This window comes from Dactylosporangium sp. CA-152071, from assembly GCF_050936335.1.
GTDB classification, from domain to species: Bacteria; Actinomycetota; Actinomycetes; order Mycobacteriales; family Micromonosporaceae; genus Dactylosporangium; species Dactylosporangium maewongense.
Genome location: NZ_JBNJMZ010000001.1, coordinates 4443333 through 4460017 on the forward strand (window position 1 = coordinate 4443333; position 16685 = coordinate 4460017).

The following is a 16685-nucleotide window of genomic DNA, read 5'->3' on the forward strand; positions in this document are numbered from 1 at the left end:
ACTTCGTGCCGCTCAACCCATCGCCACCGGCCACCAACGACCAGGTCGCCACCCGCAGGCCGTCTTGCTCGAGTCGCCACCGCCGACCACCGACCACCGACCACCGACCACCGACCACCGACCACCGACCACCGACCGGCCAGGTCACCACCCGCAGGGTCGTGCCGTCAACCCGTCGCCGCCAGCCACCGACCGGTCAGGTCACCAACCGCAGGTCGTGGATCAGCTCCGAGAAGACGACCGGCGGCAGGTCCCCGAACGTCCTGCCGTCGGCGCGAACTAAGACCAGGTCGGCGACCGTCTGCGGCGGTGCGGAGTCGACCGTGTCGGAGGCGTGCCAGCCGGGCTCGGTGTCGAGCACCGCGTAGACGCCCCCGCCGATCGGCTTGGCCATCTGCACGACGGCGTCATACCAGCGGGTCCAGCCGTGCCGCTCAAGACCACGCAGCACCGCGACCGTCACCTTCCGCCCCTCGAAGCGATCGATCGCCCGCGCGCCCCGCTCCTCGTCCGTCACGCGGTGCGCCGGCCGCCCCAACTGCTCGAACGGCTGCAGCAGCTCGTAATCGGCGAACACCTCACCCCACGCCGCCAACCCGCCCTCGGGGAACTGCAGCGGATGCAGCACACCGAGCGCGGCACCGGCCGGCAGGAGCACGGGCTCGTCGTCGACGCCGGCAAGGGTGCCGTCCTCGGCGACCCGGACGGTCGTGACAAGCCCACCGCGCTCCTCCCCCGCCGGCGCGGTCGGCATCGGGTCCTCGAACACTCCCCAGACCAGCCGCCGGGCGAGGTGGCTCATCCACGGGTGGGTGGCGAAGCGGTCGAGGAAGATGGCGGCCGGGATGCGGCGGCCGGTGCACATGGCGCGCTCCAGCCGCGACACGTGCAGCGACGCCGACGCGCGGGCCTCCTTGCGCAGCGCGGTGATGCGGTCCTTGGCCTTCTTGTGTCGCTGCTTGTCCTCACCGCGGGCCGGCTTGGGCAGCTCGGCGTGGACCCGGCCGGTCGAGTCACGGACGACGGGCAGCAACTGGTGGTCGAAGACGATCCGGAACGTGCCGGCGTCGGTCTCGACCGTGTCGCCGTCGTCGTCGAGGCCGAGGGTGGGCACGAGCCGGTCGGCGAGCTCGTCGGAGGTGAGCCCGCGCAGGTCGGCGATCGCCTCGATGTGCTGGCGGGCGACGCTCTTGAACACGGGGAACCTGGACTTCTCGGCGAGCAGGTTGAGCTCGATGAGCGCCGCGTCGGTGCCGCGGTGCCGCAGCGCGTCGAGGGCGGCCTGCGCGCGGGCGCTCGCGCCCTGCCCCGGCCAGTGCTTGGCGAGCGCGGCGATGCGGCGCGCGCCCGCGTCGTCGCCGATGAGCCCGACAGCCTGCATGCACCAGCCGTCGGGAGCGGGCGCACCCGCGGTGAGCCACCGCTCGAACAGCTCCTGCGCGAACGCCGCCCGCGACCCCGCCGTCCACGCGTCACGGGCGGCGAGGACCGCGGGATGCACCTCGTCGGCGTTGCAGACGGAGAGCCTGGCCAGCAGATGCTCGACCGTGTCAGGGTCGGCGACGGCGCCGTCGAGAGTGGCGATCAGGGACGGCAGCGGCGTGGCTGTCACGTACTGCGGCAGCTTCACCGACGTGACCGGGTCCTTGTCGAGCAGCGCGACGAGGTCGCCGGCCCGCTCCCCCGCCTGCGCGAGCAGCAGCGGACGGTGGCCCTGCGCGTCGAGATACCGCAGGACCCGCCCGACGGCGGTGTCCGCCGGCGTCGCCGACCACAGCGCGACTGCGCCTGCCGCGGCGTGCCGGGGATGGCGCAGCAGCCAGGACCGGGCGGGGCGGCGCAGCTTCTTGCCGGCGAACGCCTGCACGACCGGCGCGATCAACGCGACGTGCCCGACTGGCTGCGCGGCCTCCAATGCGTGCTCCACACTGGCCCGGTCGGAGAACGCGGCGAGCAGCGGGGCGACGTGGCTGACGCCGTGCCGGGCCAGCAGCAGCGGCAGCGTGAACCGCACGTGGTAGTAGTGCTGCGCGAAGCCGAGCGCCATCAGCCGCTCATGTGTCCACAGTGGAGCGAGCGTGAGCATGGGCAGCGTCGTCGGCAGCGCCCAGTGCTCCCGATGCTCCAGCCACGCCGTCACCTGGGCCGTGTCGCACCGGCTGATCGACACGCCGTCCCACCGCACCGAGCCGTCGTCGCCGCCCAGCCCCTCGGCCGCCTCCCGCTCCTCGTCACGCCAGCGCAGCTCGGGCTCGACCGGCACCGCGGGCTCCAACCAGACCGGATGCGCCGCGGCGGGCGGCCGGTAGTCGCAGGGGACGCCGTCGGGCACCACCATCTCGGTCGCCGGATCGCGGCCGGGCTCGAACGCGCCGGGGTCGGTGAGCGGGCCGAGCGTCGCCCACGGGTGCCCGGCCTCCCGCTCCCGCCGCAGCGCCTCGCGCGCCGCGTCGTCGTCGATGTGGGCCAGCAGGCTGCACCACATACCGTTGTGATGGGCGTGGTCCTCGAACGGATACGCCGGCTTCATCGTGGCCATGACGGGACCCGCGGCGGCGCCGGCGATGTCGAGGACGCTCGCGAGATAGGCCCGGCCGCCGCCCGTGCTGAAGAACTCCCACCGAGCCTTGTCGTTGGCGGCGAGGAGCTTCTTCAGCGTGCCGAGGTCGCCGGCGGCGAGCCCGGACGCATGGACGTCCACGTTGCCGAATCTGCCGCTATACCGCAAAGCGTCGCGATGCGCGCCGCGCTCCTCCTCGCCGGCTAGGGGGCCCAGCGGCAGCAGGAACGAGGTGGCCCAGAACAGGTCGGCGCGGATGCTGCCGGTGTGCTCGGCGGCCTTCTTGTCGCGGACCTCCAGCAGCGCGTCACGGGCCTGCGCATAGGTCGGCTCGTCGGCGAGGACCAGCAGCTCACGCAGCCGCCCGAAGACCCCGACACCGACATAGGGCAGCTCGACGTGCAGCCCACCGAGGATCCGACGGCAGCCCTCGACCAGGCCGTGCGCCGCGACGAGGAAGTCGGCGAGCCAGTCGTGAACCGGGCCGGACAGATACTCGAACCTGGCCCGGCACGCCTCCACGAGCGCGCGGTCCTCGGCGGCGGTGCCGACCCGGTGCTCGTGGTCCAGCAGCCGGTGCCCTGTCGCGCGCTCCTGCGCCTCCGAGGAGGTGACGAGCTCCCAGACCCTGGACGGATTGCCGCGCTCGCGGATCGCGGCGTCCTCCGACCACACGCCGCGGCGCAGCCCCGCCCATGCCTCCTTCACGGTGGCGAGCGGTCTGATGTCCGTCGCGATGCCGCCGCGGCGCGGATGCAGGACCGACCGCAGCCAGGGACTGACCGCGATCCCGTCGCGCCACACGAGCGGCGGCGGCTGCGGCGGGGTCCACTCCAGCGGGGCTGAGGACGCCTGGGGCGTGGTCCATCTGGTCACGGCGTCACACTAACCACGACCACCGACAAAACTGCCCGCCCGCTGATCAACGTTGGACGGAAACCGTCGTACCCGCGTGGTAGGAACAAGGCATCGAGACGGAAGGGGCAACGATGCTCACGGATTCGAAGGCGTTCAGCGGGTTCTCGACGGGCGACGTCCCGGCCGCCAAGCGGTTCTACAGCGAGACCCTCGGCCTCACGGTCGACGAGGAGCACGGCATGCTGCACCTGCGCCTCGCCGGGGACAAGGACGTGCTGATCTATCCGAAGCCCGATCATCAGCCGGCGACGTTCACCGTGCTCAACTTCCCTGTCGAGGACATCGAGGCCGCAGTCGACGAGCTGATCCGGCGGGGCGTGACGTTCGAGCAGTATGAGACCACCGACGCCAAGGGCATCCATCGTGCCGGCGGCCCGCTGATCGCGTGGTTCCGCGACCCGGCCGGCAACATCCTGTCCGTGCTGCAGCAGTGACGCCATGATCCCGGCAGACGTCTTCGACGAGCACCGCGGCCGGCTCAAGGCCGTCGCCTACCGGGTGCTCGGCCGGGTCGGCGACGTCGAGGACGTCGTGCAGGACGCGTGGCTGCGGTGGAGCACCGTCGACCCGGCGACGGTCGACGACCCCGAGGCGTATCTGGTCCGGGTGACGACCCGGCTGGCGATCGACCGGTTGCGCAGCGCCCAGGCGCGCCGGGAGCAGTATGTCGGGCCGTGGCTGCCCGAGCCGATGCTGACCAGCCCCGACGTCGCGGAGCGGGTCGCCCTGGCCGACTCGGTGTCCACGGCGATGCTGCTGGTGCTGGAGTCGCTGTCGCCGTTGGAGCGGGCGGTGTTCGTGCTGCGCGAGGCGTTCGGCTATTCGCACGCGGAGATCGCCTCGTTCGTCGGGCGGAGCGAGGTCTCCGTCCGCCAGACCGCGGCGCGGGCCCGCGCCCACGTCGAGGAGCATCGCGTCAGGTATGACACCGATCTGGCGACGAGGACCGAGGTCACGCAGCGGTTCCTGGCCGCCTGCGCCGGCGGCGACCTGCGCAGGCTGGTCGAGGTGCTCGCCCCCGGCGTCGAGCTGGTCAGCGACGGCGGCGGCCTGGCACCTGCGCCGCGCAAGGTGATCGCGGGGCTGGAGCTGGTGGCGGGGGCGCTGCTGACGTTCGCCGGCCGCCTGCCCGAGGCGCCGAGCATCGCCGTCGAGGAGCTCAACGGCGGCCCCGCCATCGTCGTGTATTCCGCCGGGACGCCGGCCGTGGCCGTGTTCCTGCACCTGGTCGACGGCCTGGTCCACTCGATCCACCTGGTCAGCAACCCCGAGAAGCTCTCCGGCATCCCACCACTGCCGTCAGCGACATGAGGAGGCAGTCCGCGCCGTTGCGGGAAGGCCCCGGCACGTTCGGAGGCGATCCTGCGCGCCCGACGAACGACGGACGTTGCGAGGTGACACCGGTGCCGTGTGACGCATCGCACAGAGGACCGGGTCGTGCAGTGCTTCGGCAGTGGCGCAGGCGAGACGGAGAGCGGTGAGTGGGTGTCGTCGCGCTGGGTGGCGCGGCGGAGGCGACCGCGCCTGATGACGGCGCGATCGGGTTGGTGCGGTGGAGGTGACGCGCGTGGTGGCGGTGCGGCGGTGCGGCAGGGGCGGTGCGGCAGGGGCGACCGCGCCCGATGACGGCGCGGCGTGACGACCGCACCTGGTGGTGGCGCCGCAGGGTCAGTGCCGCAGGTCAGTGCCGCAGCGGCGACCGCGCCCGATGACGGCTTGGCAGGGTCGGTGCGGCAGCGGCGACCGCGCCTAATGACAGCGCGGCGGTGACGACCGCACCTGGTGGCGGCGCCGCAGGGTCAGTGCCGCAGGTCAGTGCCGCAGGTCAGTGCCGCAGCGGCGACCGCGCCCGATGACGGCTTGGCAGGGTCGGTGCGGCAGCGGCGACCGCGCCTAATGACGGCGCGGCGGTGACGACCGCACCTGGTGGCGGCGTGGCAGGGGCAGTGCCGCAGCGGCGACCGCGCCCGATGGCGGCGCGGCGTGACGACCGCACCTGGCGGTGGCCCGGCAGCGGTGGCCCGGCAGCGGTGGTGAGGTGGTTGCGACCGCGCCTGATGGCGGCGCGGCGGGGGGTGGTGCGGCGTGCGTTGGGTGGGCTGCCGGTGCCGGTGATGGCCGGCCCGGTGTCGGTTCGCGAGTGGCATGGGGACGCTCCGCTGTGTTGAGCCGGGTGCCGGGCGCGGATGCCGGTGAGGCGGGCCTTGGACAGTCCGGTCCGGTGGTGGGTGGGGTGGGTGAGCGGCGTCACTGTCGGGGCGGCTCACGGATCGGTGGAGTGGCTCGTCCTGGGGGTGATGCGCGGCCGGCACGGCGGGCGCGCGAGAACCAGAAGGGAGCCGGGCATGCACCGGATCGTTGTCCTCGGCGGCGGGTACACCGGGATGATCGCCGCTATTCGTGTGGCGCGCAGGGCGCGGCGGCTCGGGGTCGTCGTCACGGTGGTGAATCCGTCGGAGCGGTTCGCCGAGCGGTTGCGGATGCATCAGGTCGCCAGTGGGCAGGTCGTTCGGGAGGTGGGGATTCCGGAGCTGTTGCGGGGCACTGGCATCGAGTTCGTGCAGGGGTGGGCGGAGCGGGTCGATCCCGGGCGGCGGGAGGTGAGCGTCGGTGAGCGGGTCGTGGGCTACGACACGCTCGTCTACGCGATCGGCAGTGTGGCGCAGACCGGGACGGTGCCTGGGGCGGAGGCTCACGCGTACACGCTGAACTCCGTCGAATCGGCGGCGCGGCTGGCGGACCTGCTCGCCGCGCGGACGGGCGCGACGGTCGCGGTGGTGGGCGGTGGGCTCACCGGCGTCGAGGCTGCCACGGAGATCGCCGAGCGGCACCCGGCGGCCCGCGTGCTGCTGCTCAGCCGTGACGTGCCCGGCTCGATGATGTCGGCGCGGGCGCGGGCGCATCTCGACCGGGCGCTTCGGCGGCTCGGTGTCGGCGTGCGGACCGGGGTCGAGGTCACGAAGGTCCTGCCGGACGGGGTCGAGCTCGCCGGCGGTGAGGTCGTCGGTGCCGACGCGACGCTCTGGACGACCGGGTTCACGGCGTCGCCGCTCGCCGCGGAGGCGGGGATCGCCGTGGACGGGCGCGGGCGGATCGTGGTGGACGCGACGTTGCGGTCGGTGTCGCACCCGGACATCGTCGCGATCGGTGACGCCGCGGCGATCACGCAGCGGTGGGGCACGATCCACGGCACCTGCCAGAGCGGCATTCCCAGCGGAGCGCACGCGGCGGACAGCATCGCGCGGGTGCTCGCCGGGAAGCCGGCCAAGCCGTTCCGGTTCGGGTACATCCACCAGCCGGTGTCCCTCGGCCGCAGGGACGCCGTCATCCAGTTCACCCGGCCCGACGACACCCCGCGGCGCTGGTTCCTCAAGGGTCGCGCCGCGGTCGTCTACAAGGAGTTGGTGACGAGGAGCCCGTTGCCGTCGTACCGGCTGTCGAAGCACCTCACCGTCCCCGCCGCCGCCCTCTCCTCCCGCGGCTGAGACAGACACCGACAGCCGCGGAGGCGGGCAACGTGGCGGGGAGAACGAGCGGAGGTGGAAGCGGGGTGGGCGGGTGTTATTCAGTGTGGAGGACCTCGGCGATGGTGAGACGGGCGGCGGCGCGGGCCGGGACGAGGGCGCCGAGGACGGCGATCGCGGCGCCGGCGAGGGCCAGGAGCAGCAGGGTGGCCGGCTGCCAGACGTTGAGCAGGGCCAGTGGGATGTCCACCTTCGCGGCGCGGGTTGCCATGGGGACGACGAGACGGTGGGCGAGGACGCCGGTGGGGACGCCGACGAGCCCGCCGAGGAGGCCGAGGCCGGCCATGGACGTCACCGTCATCACGACCACCTGGCGGGGGGTCATGCCGATGGACTTGAGCATGCCGAGGTCGCGGCGGCGTTCGCGGACGTTGAGCAGGACGGTGTTGAGAACACTCAAGGCGGCCACGACGCCGAGCATCAGCGACAGCGCGGTCGACAGGCTGATCATCGAGACCGTGAACGAGTTGACGCCCACGTTGCTCCACGCGGCGAGGCCGGGGTCGGCGGCGCGGACGGAGGCGAGGTACGCGGGGATGTCGGTGCCCGGCAGGAGCGAGATCTCGTACATGACCTCGTGGTTGGGGATCGGCTGCTGCGGGCCGAGCCGCTGCAGGGTCTCCCAGGTCGTGATCAGGGCGGGGCCGCCGACGGCGGCGCTCATGGTCTCGCCGACGACGGTCACCTCGGTGCGGTGGCCGTCGAGCTCGATCGTGAGCCGGTCGCCGAGGTGGATGCCGCGCTCGTGCAGCAGCGCCGAGGGCACGACGATCTCGCCGAGGGCGCGCAGCCACCGTCCGGCGACGATGGCCTCCTTCAACCCCACCTCGTCGTGGTCGCCGCGCAGGAAGTCCACCGGGACCGCCTGGGTCTGCCCGGCGACGGTGACGTCGATCCCGAGCATGGCGGTCACGTGTCGGGTGCCGGGCAGCGACCGCAGCAGCCGCTCGATGTCCTCGTCGGAGCGGGTGGTCGTCGCCTGCTGAAACCGCGGGTTGCCTGGCCGGACCGCGATCGGGGCCGTCTCGTTGCGGTCGGCGATGCTCGAATACCTCGAGACGGTGCTGGCGAGACCACTCGCGAACGTCACGGTCGTCACGCCGAGCACGACCGCGGCGACGGTCAGGGCGGTGCGGGCCGGCCGGGCGAAGGGCAGGCCCAGCCCGAGGCTCACCGAGCGCGGCAGCCGGACCCCGCTCAACCACCGCTGCACCCGCAGCCCCCGGCCGGTGCGGGGAGCGCTGCCGGCGCTGATCGCCTCGGCGGCCGGGAGCCGCCGGGCCCGCAACGCCGGCAGCAGCGCGGCGAGCAGCACCACGAGGAGGATCCCGGCGAGCGCGGCGATCTGCACGCGCAGCCCGTTGCCCACGTCGCCGTGGAAGCCGAGGCCCTGGAAGGCGTTCGTCAGCAGTGGCCGTGCGGCGAACTCGCCCCCGATGATGCCGAGCCCGCCGCCGACCACCGCCGGCACGGACACCATCGTCAGATACACGCCGACGACCTGCGCCGGGGTGAAGCCGATGGCCTTGAGGACTCCGATGTGCCGGTATCCGGAAACGACCGCCCCGCTGACGACGTTGGCGACGACCAGGACGGCGACGAACAGCCCGAGGAGCCCGAAGACGATCAGGAACGGCACGTAGGCACCCGGACCTGCCTTCACCGCTTCCTTGATCACCAGGTAGGAGCTGGTGGCGAGCAGGCCGTCGGACGGCAGCGCGGCGGTGAACGCGTCGACGGCCGGCTCGGTCGGCTCGCCGGGCAGCCGGTACAGCATCTGGACGGCGGTCGGGTGCAGCTGCGCCATCTGCGCGGGGGCGACCCATGCGTCGGCGGTCCGGCTGACGCTGTAACCGAAACCGACGACCGTGAGCGGCGGCGCGCCCCGCAGCTGGATCACGGACCCGACCAGCGACGGCGGGTGGTAACCGGCCGCCGGCGGGAGGTCCGCCACCACGATCTCGCCGGGTGCGGTCGCCCAGCGGCCGTCCCACAGCTCGACCCGGTCGACCGGCCCGGCGGGGTCGGCCCGGCCGACGACGGTGATCGAGTCGGGCAGGTGTAACGGGGCGCCGTCGGTCGGCGCGGCCAGCACCGCCTGCTCGAACGGCCCGGCGGCCGCCGTGGTGCCGGCCGGCGGTGCGGTGGGCGTGGCGCCGGCGGAGCCGGGCTCGTAGACGGCGACGACGTGGGCACCGGCCTGGTCGGCGAAGACCCGCTCGAACGGTGCCGTCGACGCGTCCAGCAGTCGCAGCGCGACCACGAGGGTAGCGGCGGAGAACAGCACGACGATGCCGATGACGAACGTCTGCAGCCGGCGCCGGCGCACGGCGGCCCGCGCGGCCCGCCAGACGGCGCTCATGCCGTCACCTCCGCCGCGATCCGTCGCCGACGCGAGCCCGCAACCACGATCCGGCGCCGGCCCGAGCCGGCAACTCCGGTCGGGCGCCGACGCGAGCCGGCAACTGCGATCCGGTGCTGGCCCGAACCGGCGACTACGATCCGGCGCCGAGGCGAGCCGGCAAACACGATCGGGCGCCGGGCCGAGTCGGCGGCTGCGATTCCGGCTCGTGCCTCTCCGCTGCGCTTCGGGGCGGTCACGGGGTGCGCTCCAGTCCGCGGCCGTCGAGGGACAGGCTGCGCTCGCCGACGACGCGGCCGTCGGCGAGGGAGACGACCCGGCTGGCGCAGCGTTCAGCCATGCGCTCGTCGTGGGTGACGAGCAGGAGGGTCTGGCCGATCTGGTTGAGGTCGAGCAGCAGGTCCATCACCTGCTCGCCGGCGTGGCTGTCGAGGGCGCCCGTGGGCTCGTCGGCGAGCAGGAGGGCCGGCCGGTTCATCAAGGCGCGGGCCACCGCCACCCGCTGCCGCTCGCCGCCGCTGAGCACGGCAGGGTAGGCATTGCGGCGGTCGGCGATGCCGAGCTCGTCGAACAGCTCCAGCGCGCGCCGCCGGGCCTGCCTCGCGGACACCCCGGTGAGCTGGGCGGCGAGGGCCACATTCTCCAGCGCGGGCAGGTCGTCGAGCAGGTTGAAGAACTGGAAGACCATGCCGATGCGCTTGCGGCGGAAGAGCGCGAGCCCGGTCTCGGTGAGCCGGCCCAGGTCCTCGTCGTGGACGGTGACGCCGCCGGCCGTCGGGCGGTCCAGCCCGGCGATCATGTTGAGCAGCGTGGACTTGCCGCAGCCGGACGGGCCCATGACTGCGACGGCCTCGCCCGCCCGGATCTCCAGCGTCACCCCGTCGAGCGCGGTCGTGTCGCCATACTCCTTGCGCACGCCGTCGAGCCGCACCACGACCCGGTCCCCATCACCACTCATGCCAAGCAACGTAGAGCGGGCACGGCCGTGGCGCGTCCTTCCACGGGTCCACCCACCGCGCGGGCGGTCATACCGTGGGCGTAGGTCACCTGGCCGATGCGGCACGAGCGCCGCGTCTGCCAAGGTGGGCGGGTGTGGACCTCAGCGGCGACCTGGCTCGGCATCGCGCTGGTGTGCGCGTGCGCCGCCGCCGCGGTCCTGCTGACGGCGCTGCTGAGGACCAGGAAACGGCTCGCGGCGGCGCTCGGCGAGCGGGGCTGGCTGCTGGAGCGGGAGCGGGAGGCGGCCGCGCGGGCCGCGGTCGGCGCCGAGCGGGCCAGGATAGCCAGGGAGCTGCACGACATCGTCAGCCACACGGTCAGCGTCATGGTCGTGCAGGCGTCCGCGGCCAGGGAGGTGCTCGACACGATGCCCGATGAGGCGGCGACCGCGCTGCGGGCCGTGCAGGACGCCGGCCGCGGCGCCCTGACCGAGCTGCGCCACCTGTTGGGCCTGCTCGCACCCGACGCCGACGGCCAGGACGGCGCCACGAGCCAGGCGAGCGCCCACGACCAGCACGGTGCCACGAGCCAGAACAGCACCACGAGCCAGAAGGGCGCCACGAGCCAGAACAACGCAAAAAGCCAGAACAGCGCCGCGAGCCAGGGCAGTGCCAAGAGCCAGAACGGCGTCATGGACCAGTACGGCACCAGAGGCCACGACCTGGAGCCGCAGCCGAGCCTGAGCCGGCTGTCGGCGCTGGTGGACCGGGTCGCGTTCGCCGGGCTGCCGGTCGAGGTCCGCATCTCGGGCGAGCCGCGGCCACTGCCGGCAGGAGTGGACCTGACCGCGTACCGGATCGTGCAGGAGGGCCTGACGAACGCGCTGAAGTACGGCGACGGCGGCAAGGCGGAGGTGACGGTGCGGTATGCGGACCGTTCGCTGCGGGTGGAGGTCCTCAACACCGGCCCGAGCGTGCTGAAGGCGGGTCCTGCCGAGAAACCCGCCAAGACCACCGGGCGTGGCCTGACCGGGCTGCGGGCCAGGGTGGCGGTGTACGGCGGCGACCTCGACGCCCGCAGGCGGCTCGGCGGCGGCTACCGCGTCCGGGCCCGTATCCCGTTGGACCCCCCGTGAACGCAGAACCCCCCGTGAACGCAGGGCCTTCCAAGAGCGCAGGACACCCGCGGGTGCTCGTGGTGGATGACCAGGAGCTGATCCGCACCGGGTTCCGCCTCATCCTGACCGCCCGGGGCATCGACGTCGTCGGGGAGGCCGCCGACGGGGCGGAGGCGGTGCAGGTCGCCGCGGCGCTGGAGCCGGATGTCGTGCTGATGGACATCCGCATGCCCGGTATGGACGGGCTGGAGGCGACCCGGCGGATCCTGGAGCGCCGGCCGGAGTGCCGCGTGCTGATGCTGACGACGTTCGACCTCGACCGGTACGTGTACGCCGCCCTGCGGATCGGTGCCAGCGGGTTCCTGCTGAAGGACGTGACCGCCGACCATCTCGCCAACGCGGTCCGGCTCGTCGGCACCGGTGACGCGCTGCTCGCCCCGTCCATCACGCGGCGGCTGGTGGAGCGCTTCGCCAACCAGGAAGACGTCGCGCCGAAGACCGACGCCACGATCACCGGGCTGACGCCGCGCGAGCGCGAGGTCCTGACGCTGATCGGGCGCGGCATGTCCAACGCCGAGCTGGCCGCGGCCCTGTTCCTCGCCGAGGCGACCGTCAAGACCCACGTGGCGAGGATCTTCACCAAGCTGGCGCTGCGCGACCGTGCCCAGGCGGTGGTCGTGGCGTACGAGAGCGGCCTGATCACACCCGGCGACCCGGACACCTAGCCGGGATGGTCGCCGCCTGGAGAAGCGGCGACGACCACCCGGATCGGACGGGGTCAGGCCTGGGCGACCAGGCGGAACGACTGCGCCGCGCCGCCGGTGCACGACCACTGCTGCAGCAGCGCGCCGTCGGCGGTGGAGACGTCACGGACGTCGAGGCACTTGCCGCTGTTGCGGGCGGTGAAGCGGAAGTTCCCACCGCCGAGCGACGCCGGCAGCCACTGCTGGTTGGTGGCGCCGCCGTAGGACCACAGGTGCACCTGCGTGCCGTCGCCCGTGGAGCCGGTGCCGCCGCTGACGTCCCAGACCAGGCTCGGCGCGTAACGGTTGACGACCTGGTAGTAGCCGTTGCTGGTGGGCCGGAACTGCCACTGCTGGTTGGTCGCGCCGGCCGCGCCGCACGCCCACTGCTGCAGGGCGGTGCCGTTGGCGGTGCCCCAGCCGGCGTCGTCGAGGCACTTGCCGCTGTTGGTGTTGATCACCTGGTACCACTTGGTGGGGTCGATCGAGGTGGCCGGCGGCTGCGAGGTCGGCGGCTGCGAGGTCGGGGTGACCGGGCCGCCGGGCCAGGTGAACGTCGCCATGGAGCCGGCGGGCAGGTTGTAGCCGAAGGACGCGCCGCCGAAGGAGACCTGGAAGTTCTGGGCGCCGCCGGAGTTCACCGCGACGAGCACGATGGAGCCGTCGGGGTTGCGGAAGGCGACGTTCTCGATGCCACCCTGGCCGTAGTTGGTCGAGTCGACGCGGACCGCGCCGGGCTTGACGAACTTCGCCAGGTGCCCCAGCACGTAGTACTCGGCGTTGTACGTGACGCTCCCGCCGTTGACGGTGACGACGCCCATGCAGTTGGTGCAGCTGCCGATGACGGGACCGTGCGACGGGTTGAGCGCCATGTTCCACATGGTCACGGTCTTCGCCCAGTTGCGGGTGGCGCCGATGGCGAGGTTGCGCCCCTGCCACAGCAGCGAGTCGGCGAACGTGTTGGCCGTGTTGCCCGACTCGGTGCCGGAGCACTCGGTGAAGAAGATGTCCTTGTTCGGGTAGGCGTTGCGCACGGTGCTCTGCCCGCTGGGGTTGCCGCCGTAGCAGTGCCAGGCGGTGCCGGCGGTGTTGTTGCCGGTCGCGGCGAGGACCTGCTGCGGGAAGGACGTGTTGTCCCAGTTGTGGTCCCAGGCGAGGATCTTCGTGCCGAGGCCGGCCGAGGACAGCTTCGGCGCGAGGTTGTTGATGATCGCGGCCTGCTGCGACGCCGACATCAGCATGCCGGGGTAGCCGGGCGGGGAGAACTGCGGCTCGTTCTGCACGCTGAGGTACTGCACCGGCACGCCCGCCGCCTGGTACGCCTGGACGGACTTCACCAGGTAGTCGGCGAAGGTGCCCTCGTAGTTGGTGCTCAGCGACCCGCCGACCAGGTTGTTGTTGGTCTTCATCCAGGCCGGCGCGCTCCACGGCACGACCATCGTGGACAGCTGCGGGTTCAGCGAACGGGCCTGGGTGAGCAGCGGGAGGATGTACGCCTGGTCGTGCGCGATCGAGAACCGCGACAGGCTCGGGTCGGCGCTGCCGTCGTCGTACGTGTAGAAGTTCAGCGAGAAGTCCGACGCGCCCAGCGGCTGGCGCAGGAAGCTCAGGCCGATCCCGCTCGACGGGTTGAACAGCGCGTTCATGATGCTGTTGCGGGCCGACGAGTTGTAGATCAGGTTGGCGGACGAGTCGGTGAACGACGCGCCGAAGCCGACCATCGACTGGTACGTGGTGCCGGCGTTGACGGTGATCGTCGAGCCGCTGCCCGCGGTGCCGAACGCGACGTCGGCCTTCTTCGTGAGCTGGTTGGCGCGGTCCGGCGTGGTGAGCCAGACGCTCGCGTCGGTGGCGGCGAGGGCGGGCGACGCCTGGGTGACCACGAGCGCGGCGCCGGTGGCGAGCAGCGCGCCGGCGGCGCACGTCGCCAGGAGCCGTTTCCGAGAGGACATGGCGGGTCCCTTCTGGGGGTTGGGGAAAGGACCGGGGTGGGGCGGGCGGGGCCCCACCCCGGTCCGGCATCTACGCGTACAGGCGGATGTCGGCGAGACTCCACCAGCTGCCGCTGCTGCCCGTGTTCGTCACCCGCACGTAGCGGGCGCGGGCCTGCACGTCCACGTTGGTGAGCTGGCCGGTGCCCGTACCGGAGGCGACGACGCGCCAGGAGGTGCCGTCGTCACTGACGGAGAGCTCCCACGAGCGGGCGTAGTCGCCGACACTGCCGCCGCTGTCGATGGCGACCCGGCGGAAGCTGGTCCGGTTGCCGAGGTCGACCTGCAGGTACTGGCCCGGCTCCTGCGCCTGGCCGGCGGACCAACGGGTCGAGGCGTCCTCGTCCACGGCCAGCTTCGCGTCAGCCGAGGCCGAGGCTGGCAGCGACGTGGCGGTGGCGCCCTTCAGCGACAGCAGCTTGAGGCCGTCGTCGAACACCCGGTTGCGGGGCCAGGTGAACGTGGCGAGCGAGCCGCCGGGCAGCGTGTAGTCGAAGGTGCGGTCGCCCGCCGCGACGGTGAACGTGCGGGGGTCGTCGTTCTCGTTGTGCACGACCAGCGCCGTGGAGCCGTCGGGGTTGCGGAACGCGACGTCCATGATCTGGCCGTTCCAGCCGGTGGTGCCGAACGAGGTGCTGGCGATCCGCACGGCGCCGGGCTTCACGAAGCGGGACAGGTGCCCGATCGTGTAGTACTCGGCGTTGGTGGTGAACGTGCCGTCCGGCTGGACGGTGATCAGGCCGGTGCACGTGTCACAGCCGCCGAGGTGCGGGCCGTTCGTCGAGTCGAGCGCGATGTTCCAGTTGACCGCGGACTTCGCCCAGTTGCGGGTGGTGCCGATGGCGATCGTCCGGGCGTGCCACTTGAGCGTGTCGCGGAAGAACTGCGCCGGCGTGTCGTTCGCGCCGTGCGAGCCGGAGCACTCGGTGAACCAGATGCCCTTGGTCGGGAACGCGTCGTGCAGTGCGGTCTGCGCGGCCGGTTCGCCGTAGTAGCAGTGGTACGCGGTGCCGGCGAGCCACTTCGCGGCGGGGCTGCGCAGCAGCTGGTACGGGTAGTCCGTCTCAGGGTCCTGCCCCGGCGGGACGTTGACGACGTCGTTGGGGTGGGTGGCCCAGTTGTGGTCGTACCCGATGATCTTCGTCCGCGGGCTGAAGAGCCGCAGCAGCGGGCCGAGGATCTCGATGACCTTGGCCTCCTGGGCGACCCGCATGGCGGTCGTCGGGTAGCCGTTGACGCCGCCGTTCTGCGGCTCGTTCTGCACCGTGATGTAGTCGATCGGCACCCCGGCGGCGGTGTACGCGAGGACGAAGCGGGTCAGATACGCGGCGTACACGGCGTAGATCTTCGGGTCGTCGATGAGCGAACCGCCGACAAGCGAGTCGTTGGCCTTCATCCAGGCCGGCGGGCTCCACGGCGTCGCCATGATCTTCAGCTGGGGGTTGAGCTGCTTCGCCCGGCGCAGCAGCGGCAGGATCTGCGCCTGGTCGCGGGCGATGCTGAACTTCGACAGCGTCCAGTCCTTCTGCCCGGCCGGCACGTCGTCGAGCGAGTAGTGGCTGCTCGCGGCGGTGAAGTCCGACGAGCCGATCGGCTGGCGCAGGAAGCTCACGCCGTCGCCCTTGGCCGGGTCGAACAGGGCGCGCATGGCCTTGTCGCGTTCGGTGGCGCTCAGCCGGTACAGCACGGCGGCCGAGGAGTCGGTGATCGACGCCCCGAAGCCGTCCATGGTCTGGTACTCGCGGCTGGGGTCCACGGTGATCGTGACGTTCGGGTTGCCGGCTGCCGCCTTCGTGAAGGCGATCGGGGCCCGCTCGTGCATGAGCTCCGTCTGGTCGACGGTCGTCACCCACACCCGCGCCGACGGAGCGGCCTCACCGGCCTGCGCCTGCGTGAATCCTGTCAATCCGACGGCGACGGCGGCACCGGCCGCCACCAGCCGTAACACCTGTCGTGGCATCGCGTCTCTCCCGGAGCTACCGATGTAACAAATGAAACATCAATGTAACTAAGCGGAGGACAGCACAGCATCGGCCCGCACCGATTGTCAAGAGCAGTTCAAGCGCTTGACGCGTTCGGCCCGGGCCGTGAGATCGACAGGTTGGCTACCCGATGTAACGCATGGATGAAACAGAAGCGGCGCGGGAGCGCTCAACCGCGGCGGAGGAGGCGGCCGACGGCGGCCATCATCTCGGTGGCCATCTCCTCGCCCTTGCCCTCCTCGGCGCCGTGCTGCATGCAGTGCCGGGCGTGGTCGTCGAGCAGGCCGAGGGCGACCTTGTCGAGGGCCGCCTGGATGGCGCTGATCTGCGTCAGCACGTCGATGCAGTAGCGGTCCTCGTCGACCATCTTCCCCACGCCGCGGACCTGACCCTCGATGCGGCGCAGCCGGCCCTGGAGCTGGTCCTTCGTGGCGGTGTACCCGCGAGGCGTGGCGGTGGTCATGTCACCCATCCTAGCGCACACCCCCTGGGGGTATGCTACGTTTGCCAGGTACCCGTGGGGGGTATCCCGATCCGTACCAGGAGGAG

Annotated in this window: 11 protein-coding genes; 5 read left to right on the forward strand and 6 right to left on the reverse strand. The window is 72.2% G+C overall.

The annotated features are described in order from the left end of the window. Positions 1-196 precede the first annotated feature (196 nt). Positions 197-3436, reverse strand: coding sequence for a DUF4132 domain-containing protein (locus ACQEVZ_RS19840; RefSeq protein WP_433368514.1), 3240 nt, complete (start codon positions 3434-3436; stop codon positions 197-199). A gap of 113 nt (positions 3437-3549) precedes the next feature. Here ACQEVZ_RS19840 and ACQEVZ_RS19845 point away from each other — a divergent pair, with 113 nt between their 5' ends. The 3 genes from ACQEVZ_RS19845 to ACQEVZ_RS19855 all read left to right on the forward strand — a co-directional run bounded on the left by ACQEVZ_RS19845 (position 3550) and on the right by ACQEVZ_RS19855 (position 6963). Next, positions 3550-3912 (forward strand): VOC family protein, encoded by a 363-nt coding sequence (locus ACQEVZ_RS19845; RefSeq protein ID WP_344510384.1) that lies wholly within the window; start codon positions 3550-3552, stop codon positions 3910-3912. A 4-nt stretch (positions 3913-3916) separates the two neighbouring features. Beyond that, positions 3917-4789, forward strand: coding sequence for an RNA polymerase sigma factor SigJ (gene sigJ, locus ACQEVZ_RS19850; RefSeq protein ID WP_344510385.1), 873 nt, complete (start codon positions 3917-3919; stop codon positions 4787-4789). Positions 4790-5823: 1034 nt separating this feature from the next. After that, on the forward strand, positions 5824-6963 hold the full coding sequence (locus ACQEVZ_RS19855) for an NAD(P)/FAD-dependent oxidoreductase (protein ID WP_433368518.1): 1140 nt from the start codon (positions 5824-5826) through the stop codon (positions 6961-6963). 76 nt (positions 6964-7039) lie between these two features. Here the strand turns inward: ACQEVZ_RS19855 and ACQEVZ_RS19860 are convergent, their stop codons facing one another. Both ACQEVZ_RS19860 and ACQEVZ_RS19865 read right to left on the reverse strand, forming a co-directional pair. Next, positions 7040-9364 carry an ABC transporter permease gene (locus ACQEVZ_RS19860; protein WP_433368521.1) on the reverse strand — a complete coding sequence of 775 codons (2325 nt, stop codon included), beginning with the start codon at positions 9362-9364 and terminating at the stop codon, positions 7040-7042. A gap of 235 nt (positions 9365-9599) precedes the next feature. After that, entirely contained in the window at positions 9600-10322 is a 723-nt protein-coding gene (locus ACQEVZ_RS19865; RefSeq protein WP_344510390.1) for an ABC transporter ATP-binding protein, read from the reverse strand. Between the two features lie 198 nt (positions 10323-10520). Between ACQEVZ_RS19865 and ACQEVZ_RS19870 the strand changes: the two genes are divergently transcribed. Further along, positions 10521-11438: a sensor histidine kinase gene (locus tag ACQEVZ_RS19870; protein WP_433376870.1), complete on the forward strand. Its 918-nt coding sequence runs from the start codon at positions 10521-10523 to the stop codon at positions 11436-11438. Positions 11439-11500: 62 nt separating this feature from the next. After that, positions 11501-12145, forward strand: a complete 645-nt coding sequence (locus ACQEVZ_RS19875; protein WP_344510392.1) for a response regulator transcription factor — start codon at positions 11501-11503, stop codon at positions 12143-12145. Between the two features lie 53 nt (positions 12146-12198). Here ACQEVZ_RS19875 and ACQEVZ_RS19880 read toward each other — a convergent pair whose 3' ends face one another. The 3 genes from ACQEVZ_RS19880 to ACQEVZ_RS19890 all read right to left on the reverse strand — a co-directional run bounded on the left by ACQEVZ_RS19880 (position 12199) and on the right by ACQEVZ_RS19890 (position 16599). After that, positions 12199-14115, reverse strand: coding sequence for an RICIN domain-containing protein (locus ACQEVZ_RS19880; protein WP_433368525.1), 1917 nt, complete (start codon positions 14113-14115; stop codon positions 12199-12201). A gap of 70 nt (positions 14116-14185) precedes the next feature. Further along, positions 14186-16114 (reverse strand): discoidin domain-containing protein, encoded by a 1929-nt coding sequence (locus ACQEVZ_RS19885; protein ID WP_433368528.1) that lies wholly within the window; start codon positions 16112-16114, stop codon positions 14186-14188. Positions 16115-16305: 191 nt separating this feature from the next. Next, complete coding sequence (locus tag ACQEVZ_RS19890) at positions 16306-16599, reverse strand: metal-sensitive transcriptional regulator (RefSeq protein ID WP_344510398.1); 294 nt, start codon at positions 16597-16599, stop codon at positions 16306-16308. Positions 16600-16685 lie beyond the last annotated feature (86 nt).

What these genes read in the sequence shown, in the direction of transcription:
- ACQEVZ_RS19845 (WP_344510384.1), top strand. Translation starts at nt 3,550, where the DNA reads ATGCTCACGGATTCGAAGGCGTTCAGCGGGTTCTCGACGGGCGACGTC.
- sigJ (WP_344510385.1), top strand. Translation starts at nt 3,917, where the DNA reads ATGATCCCGGCAGACGTCTTCGACGAGCACCGCGGCCGGCTCAAGGCC.
- ACQEVZ_RS19855 (WP_433368518.1), top strand. Translation starts at nt 5,824, where the DNA reads ATGCACCGGATCGTTGTCCTCGGCGGCGGGTACACCGGGATGATCGCC.
- ACQEVZ_RS19860 (WP_433368521.1), bottom strand. Translation starts at nt 9,364, where the DNA reads ATGAGCGCCGTCTGGCGGGCCGCGCGGGCCGCCGTGCGCCGGCGCCGG.
- ACQEVZ_RS19865 (WP_344510390.1), bottom strand. Translation starts at nt 10,322, where the DNA reads ATGAGTGGTGATGGGGACCGGGTCGTGGTGCGGCTCGACGGCGTGCGC.
- ACQEVZ_RS19880 (WP_433368525.1), bottom strand. Translation starts at nt 14,115, where the DNA reads ATGTCCTCTCGGAAACGGCTCCTGGCGACGTGCGCCGCCGGCGCGCTG.
- ACQEVZ_RS19885 (WP_433368528.1), bottom strand. Translation starts at nt 16,114, where the DNA reads ATGCCACGACAGGTGTTACGGCTGGTGGCGGCCGGTGCCGCCGTCGCC.
- ACQEVZ_RS19890 (WP_344510398.1), bottom strand. Translation starts at nt 16,599, where the DNA reads ATGACCACCGCCACGCCTCGCGGGTACACCGCCACGAAGGACCAGCTC.